The following is a 21,173-nucleotide window of genomic DNA, read 5'->3' as shown; positions in this document are numbered from 1 at the left end:
AGTGGAAGTAACAGGAAGTTAAAGAACAGTATGAACGCAGAACTAGATCCAGCTAAAAAGAAAAGTAAGCTCCTCATCATTATAATCGCGGTAGTCGTTTTACTGCTTGGCGTTGGTGGTGCACTGTTCTTTTTCCTAGGCTCAGATGATGGTGCTTCTGAATCTCAGTCTCAACCCGCAACTGCTGTGGTCGCTGCTGAGCCTGTTATGTATGTTAATATTCCTCAGCCTTTCTTGTTCAATGTGACCGGTGATAAAAAAGATCGCCTAGTCCAGATAAAAGCACAGCTGATGGTACGCGGCAGTAAGAATGAAGATCTCGCGCGTTACCACTCTCCACTTGTCGAAAGTACTCTGCTAGCAACGTTCGCTTCGGCAACGGTTGACCAACTGCGTTCCCCAACAGGGCGAGTTGAACTGCGTGACAAGGCGACTGAAGATATTAAAGCCAGTCTGTCTCAAGCTGTTGGCCAGCCTGTGATTGAAAAAGTGCTATTCACTGACTTCGTAATTCAATAGGTAATTTGTGACCGATTTATTAAGCCAAGACGAAATTGATGCGCTGTTACACGGCGTTGATGATGTTGAAGAAGTTGAAGATGTCTTAGAAACCGAAAATGACAACGCGGTCAATTTCGACTTCTCATCTCAAGATCGAATCGTCCGTGGTCGAATGCCGACCCTTGAACTTATTAACGAGCGCTTCGCACGTCATATGCGTATCAGCTTGTTTAATATGTTACGTAAAACGGCTGAAGTGTCGATCAACGGCGTACAGATGATGAAGTTTGGTGAGTACCAAAACACATTGTATGTACCCACCAGTTTAAACATGGTGCGCTTCCGTCCGTTAAAAGGTACGGCGCTGATCACCATGGAAGCACGTCTTGTTTTCATTCTCGTAGAGAACTTTTTTGGTGGTGATGGTCGCTTCCACGCCAAGATTGAAGGTCGTGAATTTACGCCGACTGAAAGACGTATTATCCAGCTGCTGCTGAAAATTGTTTTTGAAGATTACAAAGAAGCTTGGTCTCCAGTGATGGGGGTTGAGTTTGAATACCTGGATTCTGAAGTGAACCCAAGTATGGCGAACATTGTGAGCCCAACCGAAGTGATCGTCGTGAGTTCGTTCCACATCGAGGTAGATGGCGGTGGTGGTGACTTCCACGTTGTGATGCCTTATTCAATGGTAGAACCGATCCGTGAGTTGCTGGATGCGGGTGTTCAATCAGACAAAATGGAAACCGACGTTCGTTGGAGCACAGCACTGCGTGATGAAATCATGGACGTGCCTGTTAACTTCCGAGTCAACCTTCTAGAGCAAGACATCTCGCTGCGCGATTTAATGGAGTTGCGCCCTGGTGATGTGATTCCAATGAATATGCCTGAACACGCGACCATGTTTGTTGAAGAGCTGCCGACGTACCGTGTGAAAATGGGTCGTTCGGGTGAAAAGCTCGCGGTGCAGATTTCTGAAAAAATTCAAAGACCACATGTGGTCAAAACTGATCTCGCCTTTCTAGGTAAAGACTTAATGTCCGAGCTAGAAAATAGCGATGATGACGAATAGCAAAATAGATAAAAGTATAGGAATTGGTAATGGAACCTAGTGAAGATCAAAAGCTAGCAGACGAATGGGCTGCAGCACTTGGTGAAGACCCTTCAGCGCCGTCAATTGATGTTGATGATGTGCTCGCGGCACCACTTGATGAGCTAACCGATTCATCGTCTCCGATTTCTGAAGATGAGCGTCGTAAGCTGGATACCATTATGGATATCCCAGTGACCATTTCGATGGAAGTGGGTCGCTCTCAGATCAGTATTCGTAACCTACTTCAATTGAACCAAGGTTCGGTTGTTGAGCTTGATCGAATTGCCGGTGAGTCACTGGATGTGATGGTAAACGGTACCTTGATTGCTCACGGTGAAGTGGTTGTAGTAAATGACAAGTTTGGTATCCGTTTGACTGACGTAATTAGCCAAACAGAACGAATTAAGAAGCTGCGTTAATGAGCCTTTTGTCTCAAAGACTAGCGGGCTCTTCTCTCGGAATGACAGGGTTGTTACGAGGAACCTTGGGAGTAGGGCTATTAACTGCTCCTTCCATCGCTTTTGCTGCAACGCCGCCTTCTCTTGATTTAGCGACCACCTTTGGGTCGCTAATTTTCGTTATAGCCTTCATCTTATTTATTGCTTGGCTACTGAAACGAATGCAAGTGCCAGCGATGTCCAATCAGCAAGGTTTGGCTATTGTTAGGCAAATCCCAGTGGGCACAAAAGAGCGCATCGCTATCGTGCAAGCGGGTGATGAGCAGTTCTTAGTGGGCATTACCACACAATCTATTCAGCTGATCTCTAAGCTTGATAAACCTCTTACTCAGGAGATGCTGGAAAAAAGTACATTCTCAAGTCAGCTTTCCCAGCTCATGAAAAAAGATGCAAACAAATAACGGACTTTTGAACTCATCTTACTTTTGCCAAGCCGGATTTTTCCGCGCGGTGAAAGTGCTGCTGGTTCAGCTTACTCTTCTCTGTACCCTGGTATTCAGTGTGTCGGTATTCGCACAGGCTGAAGACGGCACTGTAATCCCTGCCAACACCGCGGGTTCAGAGTCGGTCACCATCAGCACGATGGAACAAGACCAAGCCAAATCGACCACCATGACCACTGGCAGCTTGACGGGTAATGGGGGCGGCATTCCTGCTTTCACCATGACAACCAACGCCAATGGCGGCGAAGACTACTCGATCAACCTGCAAATTCTGGCGTTAATGACCATGCTCGGCTTCTTGCCTGCAATGGTGATATTGATGACCTCGTTCACCCGTATTGTGGTGGTGATGTCTATCTTGCGTCAGGCGATGGGTTTGCAACAAACGCCTTCCAACCAAGTGATTATTGGTATCGCGATATTCTTGACCTTTTTCATCATGTCACCCGTGATCAATCAGGTTAACGAGCAAGCGGTTCAACCCTATTTGAATGAACAGATATCGGCGCGACAGGCATTTGATGTTGCCCAAGGCCCGATTAAGTCCTTCATGCTGAAACAGACCCGAATTAAAGATCTAGAGACCTTTGTTGAGATCTCTGGTGCGGAAGTGACCAACCCTGAAGATGTTTCGATGGCCGTTCTGATCCCAGCGTTTATCACATCGGAATTGAAAACGGCTTTCCAGATAGGCTTTATGCTGTTCTTGCCGTTTCTGATCATCGACTTGGTGGTAGCGTCGGTATTGATGGCGATGGGTATGATGATGTTGTCACCGATGATTGTATCATTGCCGTTTAAGTTGATGCTGTTCGTTCTTGTTGATGGTTGGAACTTGATACTCTCCACACTCGCCGGCAGTTTTGCCTTGTAGCTGGGGGAAATCATGAATCCTGAAATATTCGTAGAGTTGTTCCGAGACGCACTTTGGATGGTATTAATCATGGTCTGCGCCATTATTATTCCTAGCCTGCTGATCGGTTTGGTCGTGGCTATCTTCCAAGCGGCGACCTCTATCAACGAACAAACATTGAGTTTCCTGCCGCGTTTAATCGTGACCTTATTGGCCTTGATGCTGTTTGCACACTGGATGACTCAGATGATGATGGAGTTCTTTTTTGAACTCATCGAACGCTTGCCTCAAGTTCTGTATTAAATCGATATGGAATACCCAACGAGCCTTGTACTAGAGTGGTTAGCCAATTATTTTTGGCCCTACACTCGCATCTCAGCCATGCTGATGGTGATGACGGTCACCGGCGCACGCTTTGTGTCGCCGCGTATTCGTCTGTATTTAGGTTTGGCGATTACCTTCGCAGTGATGCCTGCGATTCCCGCTGTTCCGAAAGAGATTGAGCTGCTCTCTTTCCGAGGTTTCCTAACCGTCTTTGAGCAAATCGTGATTGGCGTGGCGATGGGCTTTGTGACTCAGTTCATGATTCAAACCTTCGTTATGCTCGGCCAGATACTCGGTATGCAATCGAGCTTGGGCTTCGCCTCTATGGTCGACCCTGCAAACGGTCAGAACACGCCAGTACTTGGACAGCTCTTTATGCTACTTGCGACCATGTTCTTCTTGGCGACCGATGGTCACTTGAAGATGTTGCAGCTAGTGGTATTCAGTTTTAAAACTTTACCGATTGGCAGTGGTTCTCTGACCTCTGTTGATTTTAGAGAACTCGCATTGTGGCTCGGCATCATGTTCAAAACGGCATTGGCTATGTCACTGTCGGGAATTATTGCGCTGCTGACGATTAACTTGTCGTTTGGTGTAATGACGCGTGCAGCACCTCAGCTAAACATCTTTTCTTTGGGTTTTGCATTTGCGCTACTCGTGGGTCTGTTACTTTGTTGGTACATCCTTGGCGGCTTGTATAGTCACTATGAGCTGTTCTGGATGCAAGGCGAGCAACAGATATGTCGTCTAATCCGGTTAGATTGCTAGGAGACTGAAATGGCAGAGTCAGACGGTCAAGAACGCACAGAAGACGCCACGCCCAGACGCTTGCAACAGGCCAAAGAGAAAGGGCAGGTTGCAAGGTCAAAAGAGCTAGCGTCAGCGTCGGTACTTATTGTCGGTGCGATTGCATTGATGTGGTTTGGCGAATCAATGGCGAAGGCTTTGTTCGAGGCCATGCAGCGTCTGTTCTCTTTAAGTCGCGACGAAATCTTTGACACCAATAAGCTGCTGGAAATCGCTGGTGGCGCACTGGTGAACTTGTTGTTTCCGCTGTTCTTAATTCTCATCACCTTGTTTGTTGCGGCTGTTATTGGCGCTGCAGGTGTAGGCGGGATTAACTTTTCGATGCAAGCTGCGATGCCCAAGGCGTCTAAGCTCAATCCTCTGAGTGGTATCAAGCGTATGTTTGGCCTACAAAGCTGGGTTGAACTGCTCAAATCTATTTTGAAAGTAGCCCTTGTGTCGGGCATGGCGATTTATCTAATTCAAGCTTCTCAACATGACTTAATGCAGCTGAGTATGGATGTGTATCCGCAGAACATTTTCCATGCCTTGGATATCTTGCTTAACTTCATTCTGTTGATCAGTTGTTCTCTGCTGATTGTGGTGGCTATCGATATCCCATTCCAGATCTGGCAACACGCCGATCAGTTGAAGATGACAAAGCAAGAAGTGAAAGACGAATTTAAAGACACTGAAGGTAAACCTGAGGTGAAAGGTCGAATTCGTATGTTGCAAAGGGAAGCGGCTCAGCGTCGAATGATGGCTGATGTACCTCAAGCGGACGTGATCGTCACTAACCCGGAGCACTTCTCGGTGGCTTTACGCTATAAGCAGAACCAAGATAAGGCGCCAATTGTGGTCGCCAAAGGTGTGGACCACATGGCGATGAAGATTCGTGAAATTGCCCGTGAAAATGACATCTATATTGTTCCAGCACCGCCATTGGCGAGGGCGCTTTATCACACCACAGAGCTCGAACAACAAATTCCTGACGGTCTGTTTACTGCAGTAGCCCAAGTACTCGCTTATGTTTTTCAACTGAAACAGTATCGAAAACGCGGGGGAGAGAGACCAAAACTGCAAGATTCTAATATGCCGATCCCACCTGATTTACGTCATTAGATCAATTGCTTGAGCTCAGCGTGATGAACCCTGATAATAGAGGAATAGTTATTGCTCTTTTCTAAGAGGCGATGGCGATAATTTGACGTAAGATGTTGGTACAGTGTTTGCTATATCAATTCCGAACATAATAACTGGTTCATAATAATCCCGTGTATTATCAACCTGTGTATTATTAAACATAGCAACATAGCTTAGACCTGAGCTTCAATACGCTTGGTGAGATAGCTACAACATAGCGAACCTGTCTAGATTTATGAAATTCACCCTGCCTTTTGCGGACAAGCTACCGAAAATCCCTAACCGTGCCATGCCTGCGATTGGTGCACCTGTTATGGTACTTGCAACGCTTGCTATGGTGGTGTTGCCCATTCCTGCGTTCTTGCTGGATATGTTCTTCACCTTCAACATTGCACTGTCTATGGTTGTGTTACTGGTTTCGGTTTATACCCGCAGACCTTTGGATTTCGCCGCTTTCCCGACAGTCCTTCTGATTGCGACACTACTTCGATTAGCGTTGAACGTTGCTTCGACACGTGTGGTTCTACTGCATGGTCACGAAGGTGGCGATGCGGCTGGTAACGTAATTGAAGCCTTCGGTAACGTGGTTATCGGTGGTAACTACGCGGTCGGTTTAGTGGTGTTCTTGATTCTGATGATCATTAACTTCATGGTTGTAACCAAAGGTGCAGGCCGTATCTCGGAAGTAAGTGCGCGTTTCACCTTGGATGCGTTACCGGGTAAACAGATGGCAATCGATGCCGATTTGAACGCGGGGTTGATCGACCAAGATCAAGCACGTCTGCGACGTTTTGAAGTAACCAAAGAAGCTGATTTCTACGGTTCAATGGACGGTGCTTCTAAGTTTGTAAAAGGTGATGCGATCGCTGGTATCCTTATCTTATTCATCAACATCATTGGTGGCTTGAGCATTGGTATGGCTCAGTTTGACCTTGGTTTTGGCGAAGCAATCGAAATCTATACGCTACTGACTATCGGTGATGGTCTGGTTGCACAAATTCCATCGCTATTACTTTCTATCGCTGCCGCGATGATGGTAACGCGTCAAAATACCGATGAAGACATGGGGCAGCAGCTTGTCTTCCAAATGTTCGACAACCCAAAAGCCCTGATGATCACTGCCGCTATCCTTGGCATCATGGGTATTGTTCCTGGCATGCCGCACTTCTCATTCTTGAGCCTGGCTATTGTCGCGGGCGCGGGTGCGTATTACATCGATAAGAAACATAAGAAGAAGGCTCTGGAGCCAAATCTTCCCGCGGCAGTTGAAGCCAGCGGAGAAACTGGCTCGCAGAAAGAGCTTTCTTGGGATGATGTTCAGCCTGTTGATATCATTGGCCTAGAAGTAGGTTACCGCTTGATTCCACTGGTAGACAGAGACCAAGGCGGTGAACTACTAGAACGCGTTAAAGGCGTACGTAAGAAGCTGTCTCAAGACTTTGGCTTCTTGATTCCTGCGGTACATATCCGAGATAACCTAGAGCTGACGCCAAATAGCTATCGAATCACCTTGATGGGGGTTGCGGTAGGTGAGGCTGAGATTAAGCCAGATATGGAGCTCGCGATTAACCCGGGCCAAGTATATGGAATGATCGATGGCGAGCCGACGATCGACCCAGCATTTGGGTTAGAAGCGGTATGGATTCGTGAAGAGCAACGTGAACACGCACAAGCCCTCGGCTACACAGTTGTAGATTCATCGACCGTGTTAGCAACACACTTAAGTCAATTGCTCACCAACAACGCATCGCAGTTGATTGGTCACGAAGAAGTTCAGAACCTGCTTGAGATGCTTAGCCGTTCAACACCTAAATTGGTGGAAGGCTTTGTACCGGATCAGTTACCACTGGGTGTGGTTGTGAAAGTTCTGCAGAACCTACTCAATGAAGCCATTCCAATTCGTGATATTCGAACGATAGTCCAAACTTTGTCGGAGTATTCAGGTAAGAGTCAAGAACCTGACATACTAACCGCGGCTGTTCGTATCTCATTGAAACGACTAATTGTTCAGGAAATCAATGGTATAGAGCCAGAATTGCCGGTTATAACCTTGATTCCTGAGCTGGAACAAATCTTGCATCAAACCATGCAGGCATCCGGCGGAGAATCTGCTGGTATTGAACCTGGTTTAGCCGAACGTTTACAGACCTCCCTCAGCCATGCCACACAAGAGCAAGAGCTGAAAGGTGAGCCAGCGGTGTTACTGACCTCTGGGGTATTGCGTTCTACTCTGGCTAAGTTCGTGAAAAACACGATCCCAAGCTTGAGAGTGTTATCTTACCAAGAGATACCGGACGAAAAGCAGATACGCATAGTACAAGCTGTTGGTAATTAAGCCGCCTAATTAGAACGGACGATCGAATTGAAAATTAAACGATTTTTTGCAAAAGATATGCGAACTGCGCTGCTCCAAGTGAAAGAAGAACTTGGTTCGGAAGCGGTGATCATGTCTAACAAAAAGGTCGCAGGTGGCGTGGAAATTGTTGCCGCTATTGATGGCGAATCCAGCCCATCAACAGCGCCTCAGAGACTCAATAAACCTCAGCAGCCTGCACCAAACCAATATACGCAGATGGCCGCTCCTGCAGCATCATCAGGGCGTCGTCAGCTAGACGACGACAAGGTTAGCCTTCAGTCGAATGCTGAAGGTGGTCGCTCAATGACTAAACGCTTTGCCAACATGCTTAAGCAGTACAGTCATGGTGCAGACGACGAGCCACAACATCGCGCTGAAAACGAAGATTCGTTGTCAGCCCTACTGAATCGCCAATCAGGCAACAGTCACTTGTCGCAAAATAATCAGCAATCGAGCGGTAACCTCGATTCTGCATTTGCTCGCGAAACGGGTTTATCCAAGCTGATTGCAGAAGACCGTCGAGTTGAGCGCCCAGCTCCTCGTCTGGATCCTACTCGCTATGATCGTGGTCGTGATAATACTCAGTCCAAAGGTTCAGATACTGAAATGGAAACGATGCGCGAAGAGATGACCTCGATTCGCCGTCTTTTGGAACATCAAGTGTCTGGATTAATGTGGCAAGAAGTTGAGCGTCGTGAACCCCTCAGAGCCATGCTTATCAAACGCCTCGAACGTATGGGTGTGTCGGCTGAACTTGCGGATCAAATGGCTTGCTACATTCCGGAAGATACCAAACCAGCCCGAGCTTGGAAGGCGTTGTTAGCTCTGGTTGCTGACCAAATCTCTGTGACACAAAAAGATATTTTAAAACGCGGCGGTATTGTGGCTCTGCTTGGCCCTACCGGCGTAGGTAAAACAACGACGGTTGCAAAGCTTGCTGCACGCGCTGCCATGGAATATGGCGCCGACAATGTGGCACTAGTGACAACGGACACATATCGCATAGGTGCACATGAGCAGTTATCGATTTATGGTCGAATTATGGGTTGTCCTGTAAGAGTTGCTAAAGATTCTAGTGAATTGGCCGATGTAATATATCAGTTACGTAATCGTCGCCTAATTCTGGTCGATACTGCAGGCATGGGACAACGAGATGTTCGCCTATCTGAGCAGTTAGACACACTGATGCAAGAGAGTGGTTCCGTTATTAATAGTTACCTTGTGCTGCCAGCAACTGCGCAACGCAAAGTGCTACAAGAAACAATTGAACACTTTAGAAGAATCCCGTTGTCGGGGTGCATCATGACTAAGCTGGATGAATCCCTAAGTCTAGGTGAATTCATCAGTGTCGTAATACAAAATGCATTACCAGTTGCTTACATAGCAAATGGTCAACGAGTTCCTGAAGATATCGTTATAGCTCAGCCAAAGTACATGATTGCTAAGGCCAATGAGTTGTTAGAAAAATCTACAGAGAATGAACCTCATTACTGGAACAGCGATTCTGAAGGGCTCTAGGCGGCGGATAAATATGAACGAAAATATGATACATGATCAAGCTAGCGGCCTCCGTCGCTTAACCAAGCCTTCACTCACAAAAGTTATTGCTGTAACGGGTGGTAAAGGCGGCGTTGGTAAATCTAACGTGACCTTAGGCATGGCTATTTGTATGGCTCGCCAAGGTAAAAAAGTCATGGTACTGGATGCCGATTTAGGCCTTGCGAACGTCGACATCATGCTGGGAATTCGTTCTAAACGAAACCTTGGACATGTGTTGGCAGGTGAATGTGAACTTAAGGATGCGATTGTCGAAGGTCCGCACGGAATTAAAATTATTCCAGCGACTTCTGGCACACAGAGCATGACTGAGCTATCACATGCACAACACGCGGGTTTGATTCGAGCATTTGGTTCGCTTGAAGACGAGATGGACATCTTGTTAGTTGATACCGCTGCGGGTATCTCGGACATGGTGATTAGCTTCTCAAGAGCAGCGCAAGATGTAGTGGTTGTGGTTTGTGATGAACCAACCTCAATCACTGATGCATATGCACTAATTAAGCTTTTGAGCAGAGAACATCAGGTTCAGCGATTCAAAGTTGTTGCAAATATGGTCAGAAGCTACCGCGAAGGCCGAGAATTATTTGCAAAGTTGACTTTGGTCACAGAGCGCTTCTTGAATGTGAGCCTCGAACTCGTAGCATGTATTCCTTTAGATGATAAAGTACGTCAATCAGTCAAGAGACAGAAGATCGTAGTCGATGCGTTCCCTCGCTCTCCAGCTGCATTGGCAATCAGCTCTTTGGCTAACAAAGCATTGACCTGGCCAATACCAAAAACACCAAGCGGACACTTGGAGTTCTTTGTTGAAAGGCTGCTGAATCGTACTGAATTTGTAGAGGAACCATTTGGTGAATAAAGCGCTTACTTACGACCAACACGCTAATCACAATAGCCAACAGGCTTTTTTTGAGAAGTATTCTGTGTTGGTTAAACGTATCGCTCATCACTTGTTGGGGCGATTACCGCCTAATGTATTGGTTGATGACTTGATTCAAGCTGGCATGATCGGCTTGATTGAAGCGCAACAAAACTATGATGGTACCAAAGGCGCAAGCTTTGAGACGTATGCTGGTATTCGAATTCGCGGAGCAATGTTAGATGACATTCGCCGAGGGGATTGGGTACCGAGATCGGTTCATAAAAACAATCGAGAAATCAGTAGTGCAATCGCGGAATTAGAGGGAACACTCAACCGCGACCCAAGCGATGCCGAAGTGGCAAAGCACATGGGGCTCAGTTTAGAGCAGTACCACAGTGCTTTAACTGACATTAATTGCTCAAGACTGGTTGGGATCGAAGATTTAGGCGTTTCAGATGATGTAATATCTCCGAACGAAGACTCTCAAGATAATGCGCCTTTTCAAGGGGTTGCTGATGAGTCATTCCGCCAAGCTTTGATCGATTCGATAAAACAGCTTCCGGAAAGGGAAGGCCTTGTGCTTTCGCTTTACTACGACGAAGAACTCAATTTAAAAGAGATTGGGGAAGTACTAGGTGTCAGCGAATCTCGTGTCAGCCAAATACTGAGCCAATCTATGCAGCGTTTACGCACTAAGTTAAGTGCTTGGACACAGAACGACTAACAACACTGATTTTATTCAGTGGAGGCTAATTTGAACAAAAACATGAAAATTCTCATTGTTGATGATTTTTCAACGATGCGCCGAATTGTTAAAAACCTACTTCGCGACTTAGGTTTCAACAACACTCAAGAAGCAGATGATGGCTTGACCGCGTTACCTATGCTGAAAAAAGGCGAATTTGATTTCGTGGTAACTGACTGGAACATGCCGGGCATGCAAGGTATTGACCTGCTTAAACACATTCGCGCAGACGCAGAACTTAAGCACCTTCCAGTGCTTATGATCACAGCTGAAGCGAAGCGTGAGCAGATCATCGAAGCAGCGCAAGCGGGTGTTAATGGTTACATTGTGAAGCCTTTCACTGCCGCAACTCTGAAAGAGAAACTAGATAAGATTTTTGAGCGCTTATAAGCACTCATAATAACCTGTTTTAGGCGCTTCTAGAGGGACATTAACTTTTCAGTTTCCCGTTTATCTCTATAGCTGAAGCGTGACAAAATATGCGGAGTAAGGCCGAACTCAGGATGATTTCATTAGAACAAGCAAAAAAATTAGTAGAGCTGCTTGAGAACGATGAGCAGCAAGGTGCTGATTCTCTTGTTAGAAGCATTTATGAAGATACTTTTAGTCTTCAAGACAATCCAATGCTTCAAGAAATAGGTAGTCTGACTCGCGACCTCCATGACTCTTTGACACAATTCAACTTTGACGAGCGCATCAGCGTTATCGCAAATGATGAAATCCCTGACGCTAGGGATCGCCTTCAGTATGTCATTGATAAAACGGAAGTTGCGGCGAACAAAACGATGGACGCTGTCGATCGCTGTATGCCAATTGCAGACAACCTACACGAGTGTTTACTTCAAGTAAGGCCTCAATGGAATGAACTGATGCATGGCCGCATTGAGCTGGCACAATTTAAAGCTTTATGTCACCGCATTGATGGATTACTTGTCCAAGTAGAAGGCGATAGTACTGAACTACGTGGACAACTGACTGAAATCTTGATGGCTCAGGATTTCCAAGATTTAACTGGGCAGATAATTAGCAAAGTTATTACCTTGGTAAATGAGGTTGAAGGACGTTTGGTAGAGATTCTCACCGTATTCGGAGCGAATCAAATAGAACCAACGCCTGAAAAAGAGAAGAAAGCATCTATTGCTCCTGAGGGTCCAATCATGAACCCAGAAGCGCGCGAAGACGCTGTTGCATCTCAAGATGAAGTCGACGATTTGTTATCCAGTCTTGGATTTTAAAGGTAACGTATGAGCTACGATTTAGACGAAGATATTCTTCAGGACTTTTTAGTCGAAGCAGGAGAGATCCTTGAACTCCTATCAGAGCAACTGGTAGAGCTTGAGAATAACCCTGACGACAAAGACCTATTAAATGCTATTTTCCGTGGTTTCCATACAGTTAAAGGTGGTGCTGGTTTCCTAGCATTGACTGAGCTGGTGGATACTTGTCATGGTGCTGAGAATGTGTTCGACATTCTAAGAAACGGCCAACGCAGCGTAACATCAGGCTTGATGGATACCATGCTGCAGGCGCTAGATACAGTTAATGTACAGTTTCGAGCCGTGCAAGATCAGGAACCTCTAGTACCAGCTGACCAATCTCTATTGGATGAGCTTCATCGTCTCTGCAAACCAGAGTCTGCTGATGAAGTTGCACCAGTAGAAGCACCAGCACCTGTAATCCCTGGACCTATTGTTGCAGAGCCTGAGCCTGTTGTTGAAAGCGCAAGCATCAGCGCGTCTTCTGTTGATGATATCTCTGAAGACGAGTTTGAACGCCTACTTGATGAACTTCATGGTAAAGGTGGTTCACCAACATCGGCTTCTGCACCAACACCGCCGCCGGCTCCAGCTGCACCTCAGCCTGTCGCAGACAGCGGTGATATTACTGACGACGAATTTGAAAAGTTATTAGATGAATTGCACGGTGCGGGTAAGAGCCCGACAGCGGCAAGTTCAACGCCTCCACCACCGCCAGCGCCTCCTGCAGCACTTGTTTCGGCGATGTCTGAAGGCGATGATCTGATGACGGACGAAGAGTTCGAGAAGTTACTAGACCAACTGCATGGTTCAGGTAACGGGCCTTCAATTGAAGAGCTTGATGCAGCGACTAAGCCTGCAGAAGTGAAGCCTGCGCCAGTTGCACCACAAGCTGCGCCTAAGCCTGCTGCTCCAGTTGCGGTTAAAGCAGAGCCGAAACCTAGCGCACCAGCAAAAGCTGAAGTGAAAGCGCCAGCGAAGAAGCAACAAGCTGAAGCAACCGTTCGTGTCGATACATCAACACTCGATACCATTATGAACATGGTGGGTGAATTGGTATTGGTTCGTAACCGACTTGTCAGCCTTGGTTTAAACAGCAACGACGAAGAAATGTCGAAAGCTGTGTCTAACTTAGATGTTGTTACTGCAGACCTACAAGGTGCGGTAATGAAGACTCGTATGCAGCCGATCAAGAAAGTATTTGGTCGCTTCCCACGAGTTGTCCGTGACCTTGCTCGTAGCTTGAAGAAAGACATTGTTCTTGAGATGCGCGGTGAAGAGACGGACCTTGATAAAAACCTAGTTGAAGCACTTGCTGATCCCCTGATTCACTTGGTGAGAAACTCTGTCGACCACGGTATTGAAATGCCGGAAGATCGTGTTGCCGCAGGTAAATCGAGAACGGGTAAAGTGATTCTGTCTGCCTCTCAAGAAGGCGATCACATTGAACTTGCTATCGTTGATGACGGTGGCGGTATGGACCCAGATAAGCTTCGCGCTATTGCGGTTAAACGTGGTCTGATGGACGAAGACGCTGCGTCTCGCTTATCAAACAAAGAATGTTTCAACCTAATCTTTGCTCCTGGCTTCTCAAGCAAAGAGCAGATCTCAGATATCTCTGGTCGTGGTGTAGGTATGGACGTTGTGAAAACAGCGATCAACACACTGAATGGCTCAATTGATATCGATTCAGAGATGGGACAGGGCACTAAGATCACGATCAAGGTTCCACTGACACTAGCGATTCTACCTACCTTGATGGTTGGTGTTGCGGGTCACCCATTCGCATTGCCATTGGCATCTGTAAACGAGATCTTCCACCTAGATTTAAGCCGCACTAACGTGGTTGATGGTCAACTGACTATCATCGTTCGTGATAAGTCTATTCCGTTGTTCTACTTGCAAAACTGGCTTGCGCCTAAAGCGGGTATTGTTGAACTACGCAAAGGACACGGCCATGTTGTTATCGTACAACTGGGCAGCCAACGTGTTGGTTTTGTTGTCGATACACTGATCGGTCAAGAAGAAGTAGTCATCAAGCCACTTGATAAACTACTGCAAGGCACGCCAGGAATGGCAGGCGCGACAATCACAAGTGACGGGCACATTGCATTGATTCTAGATGTGCCGGACTTGTTGAAGCAGTACGCAGCTGCGTCAAGAATTTAATTTAAGGATAAATATGGCGATTAAAGTATTAGTCGTTGATGATTCGAGCTTTTTCCGTCGTCGCGTTAGCGAGATCATCAACTCAGAGGCTCGCCTAGAAGTCATCGATGTAGCAGTAAACGGCAAAGAAGCGGTCGAGAAAACAAAGAAGCTAAGACCAGACGTGATTACAATGGACATCGAAATGCCTGTTATGGACGGCATCACAGCCGTTCGTGAAATTATGGCTGCGTCTCCAACGCCTATTTTGATGTTTTCATCGTTAACGCATGACGGTGCGAAAGCAACGTTAGATGCGTTAGACGCCGGTGCTCTGGATTTCTTACCTAAGAAGTTTGAAGACATCGCTCGTAACCGTGATGACGCAGTCGCATTGCTTCAACAGCGTGTGATTCAGATTGCCGCTAAGCGTGCATTCATGCGTCGTACACCTGTTGCCCCGCGAGCTACTGCAACGACTTCAACATCAGCGCCTTTACGCCAACCGATGTCATCAACGACTTCGGCTGCTACTTCATCTGCGAAGCCTGCAGTTGCATCAGCAGCTAAATTTAGAGCTTCGGGTAAGAAGTATCAGCTAACCGCGATTGGCACGTCGACTGGAGGTCCAGTTGCACTACAGAAGATTTTGACCCGAATCCCTGCCAACTACCCACATCCGATTGTGTTAGTGCAGCATATGCCTGCAACCTTCACTGCTGCTTTTGCTAGCCGATTGAATACCTTGTGTAAGATTGAAGTGCGTGAAGCTCAAGATGGTGACGTGTTGAAGCCTGGTGTGGCTTATCTTGCGCCGGGTGGTAAACAGATGATGGTTGATGGACGCCCTGGTTCTGCTCGCTTAAGAATTATCGATGGCGGCGACCGCATGAACTACAAACCATGTGTGGATGTTACTTTTGGCTCTGCTGCGAAGATCTACGGCGACAAAGTATTGTCTATGATCCTGACTGGTATGGGCGCAGATGGTCGAGAAGGTTCGCGTATGTTGAAGGCTGCGGGCTCGACAATTTGGGCACAAGACGAAGATAGCTGTGTTGTATATGGTATGCCTCAAGCTGTAGCAAAAGCTGGCATTTCTACTGAAGACCTACCTCTAGACCGCATCGCGGAAAGGATCTTGGTTGAAGTTGGGTTAGCTTAGGTAAATCGAGATGATTGTTTGGAGTGTTGCAAACCAAAAAGGTGGTGTTGGTAAAACAACCACGACAGTGACTTTAGCAGGCTTGCTTGCCTTAAAAGGGCATCGTGTTCTGTTGGTTGATACTGACCCACATGCATCACTGACCACCTATCTGGGTTACGACTCAGATACGGTGGAGTCGAGCTTGTTCGATCTGTTTCAGCTTCGTGAGTTTTCTGCGCAAACGGTAAGACCGCTGACGTTGCAAACCGACGTTGAAGGCATCGATATCATTCCTGCACACATGTCATTGGCAACACTTGACCGTGTGATGGGGAATCGAAGCGGGATGGGGTTAATCTTGAAGCGTGCATTAGCGGCGTTGAAAGATGATTACGACTACGTGCTGATCGACTGTCCACCAATTCTTGGTGTGATGATGGTGAATGCATTGGCGGCGAGTGACCGTATTTTGATTCCGGTACAGACGGAGTTTCTGGCAATGAAAGGTTTGGAGCGCATGATTCGCACTCTAACCATTATGCAGAAGTCTCGCAAGACACCGTTTAAGGTGACGATTGTCCCGACGATGTACGACAAGCGAACCAAGGCTTCACTGCAAACATTAACGCAGCTCAAAGAGGATTATCCGAACCAAGTTTGGACGTCTGCTGTGCCGATTGATACCAAGTTTAGAGACGCGAGCCTGAAGCGCTTGCCAGCCTCTCATTTTGCATCGGGTAGTCGTGGTGTATTTGCTTACAAACAACTGCTTATTTATCTCGAAAGGTTGGCGATAAATGAGCGCGAATAAAGAATCAACAATGGCGCGACCAAGTCTATCGAGTGAACAAGCACTTGATGACTATTTTACCGCGCTGTTAGGCGATGAAAGCTTTGAATCAGATGATTTTTTTGTTGACGAGTCTAACGACGAATCACAATCTGAAGAGCCAGAGCCAGAGCCAGAGCCAGAGAGAGCCAGAGCCAGAGCCAGAGCCAGAGCCAGAGCCAGAGCCAGAGCCAGAGCCAGAGCCAGAGCGTCAATTAGCGAGTCATCATTCAAGCTACGCGGAAATTCGCGCAGCTGAGTTTGAAGTGCCTAATCTTGAGGATGTTCAAAAGCTACTGAGTCGCTTAGAAGCAACCAATGTGGTTGATGAACTGAATCTTGATGAGTTGATGGATCAGAACACTCAGAAAATCGCTCAGCAAACAGACATGCAAATGTTTGATGCTGCGGTCGAATCTGTTCAAGTGTTTGAAGAACCAGAAATTCAAGATTGGAATCTTCCAGAAACCGATTTATCAATTGCTGTGGAGCCTTTGGCTGAATCACCGTCAATTGAAGAGCAACAAATTGAAGTTGAGTTCGCCGCTCAATCTGAGTTAGTAAAAACTGAACAAGCTGAAGTGATAGAACCTGAGCTTGAAGCTCCTTCTATCGAGCCAGTTGTTGAGCTTGAAACTCAAGCTGGAGGCGCTGACCAATTTACTTCTTGGGAAAGCCAAACTCGAACAGAAGATTTTCAAGTACTGTATTTTGATGTGAATGGTGTGACCTTTGCGGTGCCGCTTGATGAACTCGGTGGTATCCATCGCCTAGAAGAGGTCAATCACATTATTGGTAAACCGACTTGGTATTTGGGGTTGCAAACCAATCGTGATAGTCAGCTAGATGTGGTCGATACCGCAAAATGGGTGATGTCTGAGAAACTATCAGGTGACGAATACAAAGAAAACTATCAATATATAGTGATGCTTGGAGAAAGCTTGTGGGGCCTTGCGGGCACTGAGCTCAAAGGCACCGAGTTGCTGAATACAGATAAAGTACGCTGGCGAGAAACGGCGGGAAAACGCCCTTGGCTCGCTGGTATGGTAAAAGAAAAAATGTGTGCTTTGATCCATGTCGAAGCATTAATCGCCATGCTAAATGCAGGGCTAGATGTAAAAGCATTGAGCTAGTACTACGATTGGTACAACAAAAGCATCAAGTTAATAATAGTGGTCGGTAACGACGGCAAGAGGATTATCTATGTCTCAAATGAGTGAAGTTGAAGTAAGAAAAGATCAAACTAATGACGAAGTACTTCAATGGGTAACATTCCAGCTAGAAGAAGAAACTTACGGCATCAATGTAATGCAAGTACGTGAAGTACTGCGTTACAGCGAAATTGCTCCGGTACCGGGTGCTCCAGACTACGTGCTAGGTATTATTAACCTGCGTGGTAATGTTGTTACTGTTATCGACACTCGTTCTCGCTTTGGCTTGATGCAAGGTGAGATTACAGACAACACTCGTATCATCGTTATTGAATCTGAGCGTCAAGTGATTGGTATCCTAGTAGATAGCGTTGCTGAAGTGGTTTACCTACGTTCTTCTGAAATCGACACAACACCAAGTGTTGGTACTGATGAAAGCGCGAAGTTCATCCAAGGTGTAAGCAACCGTGATGGCAAGCTGCTTATCTTAGTAGATCTAAACAAACTACTAAGCGAAGACGAATGGGATGAGATGGCTCACCTGTAATGTTTGAAGCGCTTCCTTTAACCCCTGTTGCTCTGATTGCCGGAGTCGGGGTTTTTACGTTATTCATCCTGATTTTGATTAGCAAAGTAAAACGTGCGATTCAAAAGCAGCTTGATCAGTCACGCCTTCAAGTTCGTAACTTGGACAAAGAGCTTCAGAAATCGAGTAAGCAATTACTTGAAGTTCGCTCTGTTGTGGTTGGCCTTGGTCAGAAAGTGACTGAGCAGCAAGATCTGATCAAGCACTTGAACGAACGTATTGTTGAGTTGGAACATGCGGATACCGATGGACGTTTGTACACGCGTGCAACGAAAATGGTTCAGCTTGGAGCTGGGATTAACGAACTGATCGAAGAATGCGAATTGCCAAAAGCGGAAGCTGAACTAATGATGTCTCTGCAAAATAAGCTTGCTGGCAAAGAGAAAATTCCTTCGCTAAGAAGCAATCCTTCATCATTTGATGAACAACCTGCGTCTTCGCGTGATCGCAGAGACCCACCTCGACGTCGATAAATTGAGCGCTTATTGCGTATCGAGCACTTGATGTTTATCACGTATTCCTCTTAAAAGAAGCTTCGGCTTCTTTTTTTATGCCTGTCTGTTGTATATAGAACGATGTTTATAAGTGCTTGTATCTACGACAATATCTTGTTTGTTGATTAAAATGTGTAAATTGTGATGCGGTGGTAACAGTTTCTTACGGAGTTTGTTCTATCGAAAACGCCTAGTCCTGTTTTGTCACCATGTTGGTGTGCTACTATAGCCCTCTCATTACTCGACTAAATTTTCCTATGCTAGAAGTCTCAAATCTAACTGCTATTCGTGACGACAGGGTTCTGTTTGAATCGTTGTCTTTTCAATTAAAACCAGGTGAGCTGGTTCAGGTTGAAGGTCGTAACGGTACTGGGAAAACGACACTCCTTAGGATTATCACTGGTCTGGGTGATCGCGATGACGGCACTATCTCTTGGGATGGTGAGCCCATCGAATCGAGTCGAGATGTTTATCATCAAAATTTGCTTTTTCTTGGTCACCAAACGGGCGTGAAGCGCGAGCTTAGTGCCTATGAGAACCTGAGTTTCTACCAGTCGATTCACAGTGGTGGTTCGAGCAAAGAAGACCTTTACCATGCTCTGGCTCAAGTAGGTCTTGCAGGTAGAGAAGATGTCCCTGCTGGGCAGCTTTCTGCAGGTCAGCAGCGCCGAGTGGCGTTGGCTCGTCTTTGGTTGAGCAAACAAATGTTGTGGATTCTCGATGAACCGCTGACTGCGATTGATAAGCAGGGCGTGAAAGTTCTCGAATCTCTTTTTTCTCAGCATGCAGACAACGGTGGCATCGTGTTATTAACCACACACCAAGATATGTTTGCTGATAGCCCGAAACTAAGAAAAATAAAGTTGGGTGAGTAATATGATCTCTTCTATGACCACGATTATCCGACGTGAGTTGCTTATCGCATTCCGACGCCAAGCGGATATCTTTAACCCTCTGTGGTTTTTCATCATTGTTATTACGCTTTTCCCTTTAAGTATCGGCCCTGAGCCCAACCTACTTGCGCGCATTGCTGCGGGTATTGTTTGGGTGGCTGCTTTACTTTCTGCATTGCTCTCTTTAGAGCGCCTTTTCCGCGATGATTTTCAAGATGGCGCCCTCGAACAGATGATGCTCATGCCCATCCCGTTGCAGTTGGTAGTATTGTCCAAGGTCATAGCACACTGGTTGTTGACCGGGTTACCATTGATTCTAATCAGCCCATTGTTGGCTGTTTTGTTGTCATTAGATTTTGATACATGGCTCTCAGTTGTGTTGACCTTGCTGGTAGGTACACCCGCATTGAGCTTTATTGGTGCGATTGGTGTTGCGTTGACCGTTGGGTTACAGAAGGGCGGAGTCCTGTTAAGCCTGCTAATTCTGCCGCTTTACATCCCCATTTTGATTTTCGCGACGTCAGCGATTGACGCTGCGGCATTGGGCGTTGCGTACAATGGGCAGTTGGCTGTGCTTGGGGCGATGTTAATGGGTGCGATGACTCTGACACCTTTTGCGATCAGTGCCGCACTTAGAGTGAGTGTGAACTGATAAGGGTTCCGTTATCGTATAGCTAATGTGAACCAAATGTGTCGATTGGACTCATAGAGTCAGCAAAACTGAAAGCAAGACAAATAAATTATTATAATTATAGCTTTAATAGCTGTAAGCAATATGAAGTAAGAGTGAGATTACAACATGTGGAAATGGCTCCATCCCTATGCCAAAGCAGAAACCTCATATCAGCTTGCTGGTAAACTTCTGCCATGGTTTTCGATCCTAGCGCTATTGTGCCTATCCGTCGGTACCGTGTGGGGGCTTGCATTTGCGCCTTCAGATTACCAACAAGGTAATAGTTTCCGAATCATCTACATCCATGTTCCGTCTGCAATCTGGTCTATGGGCGTTTACATGTCTATGGCGATTGCTGCATTTATCGGTTTGGTATGGCAGGTAAGACTATCTGATATGGCTGCACTGGCTATGGCACCGATTGGTGCTGTATTTACCTTCATTGCACTATTAACGGGTGCGGTTTGGGGTAAACCAATGTGGGGTGCTTGGTGGGTTTGGGATGCACGTTTAACCTCAGAGCTGATTCTTCTATTCCTATACTTGGGTGTGATTGCACTTCATCACGCGTTTGATGACCAAAAAACAGCCGCTAAAGCAGCGGGCATTTTGGCAATTGTTGGTGTTATCAACCTACCTATCATTCACTTTTCAGTAGAGTGGTGGAATACACTTCACCAAGGCGCGACGATCACTAAATTCGACAAGCCTTCTATTTCAAGTGACATGCTATGGCCGCTTCTTCTTAACATCTTCGGCTTCGCCTTTTTCTTTGGTGCTGTGACTATGGTTCGTTTCCGTAACGAAATCATCAGTAAAGAGAGTCACCGTCCATGGGTCCGCAAGCTTGCGGCCGAAAAAGCGTAGTAGGGTAG

At 46.4% G+C, this 21,173-nt stretch carries 22 protein-coding genes and 1 pseudogene; all 23 read left to right on the top strand.

Going from position 1 to position 21,173, the window contains the following annotated elements; translation table 11 throughout:
* Positions 1-30 precede the first annotated feature (30 nt).
* On the top strand, positions 31-519 hold the full coding sequence (gene fliL, locus L1D37_RS05700) for a flagellar basal body-associated protein FliL (protein ID WP_239847202.1): 489 nt from the start codon (positions 31-33) through the stop codon (positions 517-519).
* Between the two features lie 7 nt (positions 520-526).
* Positions 527-1,570, top strand: a complete 1,044-nt coding sequence (fliM, locus tag L1D37_RS05695; protein WP_017631770.1) for a flagellar motor switch protein FliM — start codon at positions 527-529, stop codon at positions 1,568-1,570.
* Positions 1,571-1,599: 29 nt separating this feature from the next.
* Entirely contained in the window at positions 1,600-2,010 is a 411-nt protein-coding gene (gene fliN, locus L1D37_RS05690) for a flagellar motor switch protein FliN (protein WP_004739851.1), read from the top strand.
* On the top strand, positions 2,010-2,450 hold the full coding sequence (gene fliO, locus L1D37_RS05685) for a flagellar biosynthetic protein FliO (RefSeq protein ID WP_176681806.1): 441 nt from the start codon (positions 2,010-2,012) through the stop codon (positions 2,448-2,450). Before fliN ends, fliO begins: the two co-directional genes overlap by 1 nt.
* Positions 2,437-3,366, top strand: a complete 930-nt coding sequence (gene fliP, locus L1D37_RS05680; protein WP_239828445.1) for a flagellar type III secretion system pore protein FliP — start codon at positions 2,437-2,439, stop codon at positions 3,364-3,366. The genes fliO and fliP overlap by 14 nt, the downstream gene beginning before the upstream one ends.
* Positions 3,367-3,378: 12 nt before the next feature.
* Positions 3,379-3,648 (top strand): flagellar biosynthesis protein FliQ, encoded by a 270-nt coding sequence (fliQ, locus tag L1D37_RS05675; protein ID WP_004739854.1) that lies wholly within the window; start codon positions 3,379-3,381, stop codon positions 3,646-3,648.
* Between the two features lie 6 nt (positions 3,649-3,654).
* Positions 3,655-4,437, top strand: coding sequence for a flagellar biosynthetic protein FliR (gene fliR / locus L1D37_RS05670; protein ID WP_176681804.1), 783 nt, complete (start codon positions 3,655-3,657; stop codon positions 4,435-4,437).
* 9 nt (positions 4,438-4,446) lie between these two features.
* Complete coding sequence (gene flhB, locus L1D37_RS05665) at positions 4,447-5,577, top strand: flagellar biosynthesis protein FlhB (protein WP_017631767.1); 1,131 nt, start codon at positions 4,447-4,449, stop codon at positions 5,575-5,577.
* A gap of 256 nt (positions 5,578-5,833) precedes the next feature.
* Positions 5,834-7,933: a flagellar biosynthesis protein FlhA gene (gene flhA / locus L1D37_RS05660; protein WP_176681803.1), complete on the top strand. Its 2,100-nt coding sequence runs from the start codon at positions 5,834-5,836 to the stop codon at positions 7,931-7,933.
* Between the two features lie 27 nt (positions 7,934-7,960).
* Positions 7,961-9,472: a flagellar biosynthesis protein FlhF gene (flhF, locus tag L1D37_RS05655; protein WP_239847201.1), complete on the top strand. Its 1,512-nt coding sequence runs from the start codon at positions 7,961-7,963 to the stop codon at positions 9,470-9,472.
* Between the two features lie 13 nt (positions 9,473-9,485).
* Entirely contained in the window at positions 9,486-10,373 is an 888-nt protein-coding gene (locus tag L1D37_RS05650) for a MinD/ParA family protein (protein WP_017631764.1), read from the top strand.
* Complete coding sequence (locus L1D37_RS05645) at positions 10,366-11,100, top strand: RNA polymerase sigma factor FliA (RefSeq protein WP_017631763.1); 735 nt, start codon at positions 10,366-10,368, stop codon at positions 11,098-11,100. The genes L1D37_RS05650 and L1D37_RS05645 overlap by 8 nt, the downstream gene beginning before the upstream one ends.
* A 42-nt stretch (positions 11,101-11,142) precedes the next feature.
* Positions 11,143-11,511 carry a chemotaxis response regulator CheY gene (gene cheY / locus L1D37_RS05640; protein ID WP_008218307.1) on the top strand — a complete coding sequence of 123 codons (369 nt, stop codon included), beginning with the start codon at positions 11,143-11,145 and terminating at the stop codon, positions 11,509-11,511.
* A gap of 113 nt (positions 11,512-11,624) precedes the next feature.
* Positions 11,625-12,356 carry a protein phosphatase CheZ gene (locus L1D37_RS05635; protein ID WP_176681801.1) on the top strand — a complete coding sequence of 244 codons (732 nt, stop codon included), beginning with the start codon at positions 11,625-11,627 and terminating at the stop codon, positions 12,354-12,356.
* 9 nt (positions 12,357-12,365) lie between these two features.
* Positions 12,366-14,546: a chemotaxis protein CheA gene (locus L1D37_RS05630; RefSeq protein ID WP_239847200.1), complete on the top strand. Its 2,181-nt coding sequence runs from the start codon at positions 12,366-12,368 to the stop codon at positions 14,544-14,546.
* A 13-nt stretch (positions 14,547-14,559) separates the two neighbouring features.
* The gene (locus L1D37_RS05625) at positions 14,560-15,690 is read left to right on the top strand and encodes a chemotaxis response regulator protein-glutamate methylesterase (protein WP_239847199.1); all 1,131 of its coding nucleotides are present in this window, start codon (positions 14,560-14,562) and stop codon (positions 15,688-15,690) included.
* Between the two features lie 10 nt (positions 15,691-15,700).
* Positions 15,701-16,483 (top strand): ParA family protein, encoded by a 783-nt coding sequence (locus L1D37_RS05620; protein WP_239847198.1) that lies wholly within the window; start codon positions 15,701-15,703, stop codon positions 16,481-16,483.
* Positions 16,470-17,634: pseudogene (locus tag L1D37_RS05615) on the top strand (chemotaxis protein CheW). The gene L1D37_RS05620 and the pseudogene L1D37_RS05615 overlap by 14 nt, the downstream one beginning before the upstream one ends.
* Before the next feature lie 70 nt (positions 17,635-17,704).
* Complete coding sequence (locus L1D37_RS05610) at positions 17,705-18,199, top strand: chemotaxis protein CheW (protein WP_004739873.1); 495 nt, start codon at positions 17,705-17,707, stop codon at positions 18,197-18,199.
* Complete coding sequence (locus L1D37_RS05605; RefSeq protein WP_239847197.1) at positions 18,199-18,711, top strand: DUF2802 domain-containing protein; 513 nt, start codon at positions 18,199-18,201, stop codon at positions 18,709-18,711. Before L1D37_RS05610 ends, L1D37_RS05605 begins: the two co-directional genes overlap by 1 nt.
* 278 nt (positions 18,712-18,989) lie before the next feature.
* Positions 18,990-19,607 carry a cytochrome c biogenesis heme-transporting ATPase CcmA gene (gene ccmA, locus L1D37_RS05600; RefSeq protein WP_176681795.1) on the top strand — a complete coding sequence of 206 codons (618 nt, stop codon included), beginning with the start codon at positions 18,990-18,992 and terminating at the stop codon, positions 19,605-19,607.
* Between the two features lies 1 nt (position 19,608).
* On the top strand, positions 19,609-20,277 hold the full coding sequence (gene ccmB / locus L1D37_RS05595) for a heme exporter protein CcmB (RefSeq protein ID WP_004736228.1): 669 nt from the start codon (positions 19,609-19,611) through the stop codon (positions 20,275-20,277).
* A gap of 147 nt (positions 20,278-20,424) precedes the next feature.
* Positions 20,425-21,165 carry a heme ABC transporter permease gene (locus tag L1D37_RS05590; protein WP_176681794.1) on the top strand — a complete coding sequence of 247 codons (741 nt, stop codon included), beginning with the start codon at positions 20,425-20,427 and terminating at the stop codon, positions 21,163-21,165.
* Positions 21,166-21,173 lie beyond the last annotated feature (8 nt).

The sequence above is a fragment of the Vibrio sp. Isolate33 genome (genome assembly GCF_022397895.1).
Classification (GTDB): domain Bacteria; phylum Pseudomonadota; class Gammaproteobacteria; order Enterobacterales; family Vibrionaceae; genus Vibrio; species Vibrio pomeroyi.
Note: the sequence above shows the minus strand (reverse complement) of the source record. Positions and strands in the feature narration are given on the sequence as shown.

Coding starts and splice junctions, on each gene's coding strand:
- fliL (WP_239847202.1), top strand. CDS start 31: ATGAACGCAGAACTAGATCCAGCTAAAAAGAAAAGTAAGCTCCTCATC.
- fliN (WP_004739851.1), top strand. CDS start 1,600: ATGGAACCTAGTGAAGATCAAAAGCTAGCAGACGAATGGGCTGCAGCA.
- fliO (WP_176681806.1), top strand. CDS start 2,010: ATGAGCCTTTTGTCTCAAAGACTAGCGGGCTCTTCTCTCGGAATGACA.
- fliP (WP_239828445.1), top strand. CDS start 2,437: ATGCAAACAAATAACGGACTTTTGAACTCATCTTACTTTTGCCAAGCC.
- fliQ (WP_004739854.1), top strand. CDS start 3,379: ATGAATCCTGAAATATTCGTAGAGTTGTTCCGAGACGCACTTTGGATG.
- fliR (WP_176681804.1), top strand. CDS start 3,655: ATGGAATACCCAACGAGCCTTGTACTAGAGTGGTTAGCCAATTATTTT.
- flhB (WP_017631767.1), top strand. CDS start 4,447: ATGGCAGAGTCAGACGGTCAAGAACGCACAGAAGACGCCACGCCCAGA.
- flhA (WP_176681803.1), top strand. CDS start 5,834: ATGAAATTCACCCTGCCTTTTGCGGACAAGCTACCGAAAATCCCTAAC.
- L1D37_RS05650 (WP_017631764.1), top strand. CDS start 9,486: ATGAACGAAAATATGATACATGATCAAGCTAGCGGCCTCCGTCGCTTA.
- cheY (WP_008218307.1), top strand. CDS start 11,143: ATGAAAATTCTCATTGTTGATGATTTTTCAACGATGCGCCGAATTGTT.
- L1D37_RS05635 (WP_176681801.1), top strand. CDS start 11,625: ATGATTTCATTAGAACAAGCAAAAAAATTAGTAGAGCTGCTTGAGAAC.
- L1D37_RS05630 (WP_239847200.1), top strand. CDS start 12,366: ATGAGCTACGATTTAGACGAAGATATTCTTCAGGACTTTTTAGTCGAA.
- L1D37_RS05625 (WP_239847199.1), top strand. CDS start 14,560: ATGGCGATTAAAGTATTAGTCGTTGATGATTCGAGCTTTTTCCGTCGT.
- L1D37_RS05620 (WP_239847198.1), top strand. CDS start 15,701: ATGATTGTTTGGAGTGTTGCAAACCAAAAAGGTGGTGTTGGTAAAACA.
- L1D37_RS05610 (WP_004739873.1), top strand. CDS start 17,705: ATGTCTCAAATGAGTGAAGTTGAAGTAAGAAAAGATCAAACTAATGAC.
- L1D37_RS05605 (WP_239847197.1), top strand. CDS start 18,199: ATGTTTGAAGCGCTTCCTTTAACCCCTGTTGCTCTGATTGCCGGAGTC.
- ccmA (WP_176681795.1), top strand. CDS start 18,990: ATGCTAGAAGTCTCAAATCTAACTGCTATTCGTGACGACAGGGTTCTG.
- ccmB (WP_004736228.1), top strand. CDS start 19,609: ATGATCTCTTCTATGACCACGATTATCCGACGTGAGTTGCTTATCGCA.
- L1D37_RS05590 (WP_176681794.1), top strand. CDS start 20,425: ATGTGGAAATGGCTCCATCCCTATGCCAAAGCAGAAACCTCATATCAG.